Genomic DNA, 3,983 nt, shown 5'->3' on the forward strand with positions numbered 1-3,983 from the left:
CGCGAGCGCGCGCAGCCGACGCGCCAGCCCCTCGTCGGCGGCCGGGCCCGGTGCCGGGCGCGGCCCCGCGCTGAGCTGGGGCGGAACGCTGTCCGTCGATGCAGGCGAAGTCACGGTGCACAGACTAGGTCCTCGGTCTGACATCGACCCAAACGCGTGGCTCCGCCGGTTTGGCCGGGGGACGGTGAGGCGGTTCTTCCGGTGCGGCCGCGTCGTGGCCGGTCGCGCTGTGCCCGCGCCCCTTATGCGGTTCCCCGCGCCCCTTATTGGGCCCTTTCCTCGCCTATTGGGCGCTTTCCCCGCCGACCCGGCGCCGGTACACCTCCACCACCCGTTCCAGGGAGTCCGCGAGGTAGGTCTCCAGGAGCGTCTCCGCTCCGGACCGCTCCCCGGCCTGCAGCGCGCGCAGGATCTGGCGGTTGCGGGCGAGGTAGGGCTCGTGCAGCCGGCGCGGGTCGTCCACGACGTGGAAGGCGAGCCGCAGTTCGGCGAAGACGCTGCGCATCAGTTCGTCGGTGCGCTCGCTGCCGGCGAGGGCGACGAGTTCCTGATGGAAGTGGATGTTGGCCGTACCCATCACTTTCCAGTCATTCTCGGCGGCGGCCGTCTCGCCCTCGGCGACCGCGGCGGCCAGCCCCTGCAAGGGGTACGGCGGCTCGCCCAGCCCCCGGACGACGGCGCACTCGACGAGGGAGCGCGTGCGGTAGATGTCCTCGACGTCCTCGACGGTCAGGACCCGGACGAACACGCCCCGGTTGAGCTCGTGGACCAGCAGGCGTTCGTGGGTGAGCAGCCGGAACGCCTCGCGCAGGGTGTTGCGGGAGACGCCGAGCGCCCCGCCGATGCTGTCCTCGGACAGCCGGGTGCCGGGCGGGAAGTACCCGTCGGCGATGCGGCTCCTGAGGATGTCCGAAACCCTCTCGGCCGTGCTCGTGCGCCCCAGGAGGGCGCGGTCGTCGGCCAGTCCAGCCAGTTGCTCCGCCATGCCCGGAATTCAATCGCAGACACCGGGACGAGACAACGGGGGTATTGAAGGATCGTTGAACGATCCTCTACGGTGCTCCGCACGGCACGGCCTCACCCGAGGCCGCTCCGCTTCCGCACGGCACTGCTCGACTCCCGCACCCTCCGTCCTCTCTGCGAGGTGCCCATGAGCACGACTCCGCCACCGCGCACCACCGCCTCCACACCGCCGGGTGAACACGCCGTCGACGACGCCGCGTTCGGCTGGCTGCGCGCCCTCAGCCCGCGCGGCCGGCGTGCGTTCGCCGGTGCTTTCGGTGGATATGCCCTGGATTCCTACGACTACTTCACGCTGCCGCTGACGATGGTGGCGCTCTCAGCGTACTTCGGCCTGACCAGCGGCGAGACCGGTCTGTTCACCACCGTCACCCTGGTGGTCTCCGCGGTCGGCGGCGCCGTGGCGGGCGTGCTCGCCGACCGGGTGGGCCGCGTCCGGGCCCTGATGATCACGGTGATCACCTACGCGGTCTTCACCGTGGCGTGCGGCTTCGCGCCCTCCTTCGAGACGCTGCTGGTCTTCCGGGCGCTCCAGGGCCTCGGCTTCGGCGGCGAGTGGGCGGTCGGGGCGATCCTGGTCGCCGAGTACGCCTCCGCGCGGCACCGGGGCCGTACGCTCGGCGCGGTCCAGAGTTCCTGGGCGGTCGGCTGGGCGCTGGCCGCGGTCGTCTACACGGTGGTCTTCTCCTTCGTCGGCGAGGACCTGGCCTGGCGGGTGATGTTCTGGACCGGGGCGCTGCCCGCGCTGCTCGTGGTGTGGGTGCGCCGCCGGGTGCACGACGCCCCCACGGCGACGGCGGCCCGCGAACGGGACCCGGGCCGCGGCTCGTTCGCGGCGATCTTCCGCCCGGGCCGCGACGGCGCCCCCGGACTGCTGCGCACCACGCTCTTCGCGAGCCTGCTGTCCACGGGCGTGCAGGGCGGCTACTACACGCTGGCGACCTGGGTGCCGACGTACCTGAAGTCCGAGCGCGGTCTGTCGGTCGTCGGCACCGGCGGCTATCTGGCCTTCCTGATCTCCGGCGCCTTCCTCGGCTACCTGACCGGCGGCCACCTCACCGACCGGCTCGGCCGGCGCGCCAACATCTGGCTGTTCGCGCTGCTGTCGGCCCTGTGCGTGCTCGCCTACGCGAACATCCCGCAGGGCGCCAACACCCTCCTCCTGGTGCTCGGTTTCCCGCTCGGCTTCTGCATGTCGGCCATCTTCAGCGGCTTCGGCTCCTACCTGAGCGAGCTGTATCCGACCGCCGTGCGCGGCACCGGGCAGGGCTTCACGTACAACACGGGCCGCGCGGTGGGCGCGGTGTTCCCGACCCTGGTGGGCTTCCTGGCGGACAGCTGGGGCGTGGGCGGCGCGCTGGTCTTCGGCGCGATCGGCTACGGGCTCGCGGCGCTGGCGCTGCTCGGGCTGCCCGAGACGCGCGGGAAGGAGCTGGCGTGAGGCGGGTGCAGCGCACCGAGGACCGGCCCGTCACCACGGCCGACGGGCACGCGCGCGCGTGGAGCCCGAAAACCGCGCGGGCCCGGTTCCGGGACGGTCTCGCCGGTCCCACGGCCGGGGTCGCGGCCGGTCACACTCAGGCCAACCTGATCTCGGTGCCGGCCGACTGGGCCTACGACATGCTGCTGTTCTGCCAGCGCAACCCCAAGCCGTGCCCGGTGCTCGACGTGACCGACGCCGGCTCCACGACGACGGTCCTCGCCGAGGGCGCCGATCTGCGCACCGACCTGCCGCGCTACCGGGTGTGGCAGGACGGCGAGCTGGTCGAGGAGCCCACGGACGTACGCGCCCACTGGCGGGGGGACCTGGTGTCGTTCCTGCTCGGGTGCAGCTTCACCTTCGAGTGGGCGCTGGCCGGGGCGGGCGTGCCGATCCGGCACGTGGAGCAGGGCCGCAACGTGCCGATGTACGTCACCGGGCGCCAGTGCCGCGCGGCGGGCCGGCTGCGGGGGCCGATGGTCGTCTCCATGCGGCCGGTGCCGCCCGAGCACCTCGGCGCCGCGATCCGGGAGAGCAGCCTGCTGCCTGCCGTGCACGGCGGTCCCGTGCACTGCGGGGACCCGGCGACCCTCGGCATCGCGGACCTGGACCGGCCGGACTTCGGCGACCCGGTGGCCGCTGACGACGGCGACATCCCGGTGTTCTGGGCCTGCGGAGTGACCCCGCAGGCGGCCGTGATGGCCTCCCGGCCGCCGTTCGCCATCACCCACGCGCCGGGCCAGATGTTCCTGACCGACGCCCGCGACGAGCAGTACCGGCTGGCCGGCATCTGCTGACGCCAGCCGGCCCTCCCACCCGACACGAGAACCGGAGACACGGAACGACCATGACCACGATCGATCTGAACGCCGACCTGGGCGAGGGCTTCGGCCGCTGGCGGCTCACCGAGGACGAGCAGCTGCTGTCCGTCGTCACCAGCGCCAACGTGGCCTGCGGATTCCACGCCGGGGACGCCGCGACCATGCGCCGGGTGTGCGAGCTGGCGGCCGGGCGCGGGGTGACGATCGGCGCGCAGGTCTCGTACCGGGACCTCGCCGGGTTCGGGCGGCGCGCGATGGACGTGCCGCCCGCCGAACTGGCGGCCGAGGTGGCCTACCAGATCGGGGCGCTCCAGGTGTTCGCGCGGGCCGCCGGCGCGCGGGTGGCGTACGTCAAGCCGCACGGCGCGCTGTACAACCGGGTCGTGCACGACGAGGAGCAGGCCCGTGCGGTGATCGACGGCGTGCTCCTGGCCGACGCCTCGCTGCCGGTGCTGGGCCTGCCCGGCTCGCGTCTGCTGGAGCTGGCCGGGAAGGCGGGCCTGCCGGCCGTGACGGAGGCGTTCGCGGACCGCGCGTACACCGACGAGGGCACGTTGGTGCCGCGCGGCCGGGACGGCGCCGTGGTGACCGACCCGGAGGCCGTCGTGGAGCGCTCGGTCGGGCTGGCACGCTCCGGCACGGTCATCGTGGCCCTCGCCGTG

At 73.3% G+C, this 3,983-nt stretch carries 4 protein-coding genes; 3 read left to right on the forward strand and 1 reads right to left on the reverse strand.

Translation table 11 applies throughout. The features are described 5' to 3' along the window. Positions 1-283: 283 nt before the first annotated feature. Complete coding sequence (locus ACWEN3_RS42985) at positions 284-985, reverse strand: GntR family transcriptional regulator (protein WP_452983138.1); 702 nt, start codon at positions 983-985, stop codon at positions 284-286. Between the two features lie 165 nt (positions 986-1,150). Between ACWEN3_RS42985 and ACWEN3_RS42990 the strand changes: the two genes are divergently transcribed. From ACWEN3_RS42990 to ACWEN3_RS43000, 3 genes are all read left to right on the forward strand, one after another. Continuing rightward, entirely contained in the window at positions 1,151-2,461 is a 1,311-nt protein-coding gene (locus tag ACWEN3_RS42990) for an MFS transporter (RefSeq protein ID WP_452983140.1), read from the forward strand. Between the two features lie 5 nt (positions 2,462-2,466). After that, a complete protein-coding gene (locus tag ACWEN3_RS42995; protein ID WP_452983145.1) occupies positions 2,467-3,297 on the forward strand; it encodes a putative hydro-lyase in 831 nt (276 codons plus the stop codon). Between the two features lie 50 nt (positions 3,298-3,347). Then, the coding region (locus ACWEN3_RS43000) for a LamB/YcsF family protein (protein ID WP_452983142.1) at positions 3,348-3,983 on the forward strand (636 nt) is incomplete at its 3' end.

This window comes from Streptomyces sp. NPDC004561 (genome assembly GCF_053602155.1).

What these genes read in the sequence shown, in the direction of transcription:
- ACWEN3_RS42985 (WP_452983138.1), bottom strand. Translation starts at nt 985, where the DNA reads ATGGCGGAGCAACTGGCTGGACTGGCCGACGACCGCGCCCTCCTGGGG.
- ACWEN3_RS42990 (WP_452983140.1), top strand. Translation starts at nt 1,151, where the DNA reads ATGAGCACGACTCCGCCACCGCGCACCACCGCCTCCACACCGCCGGGT.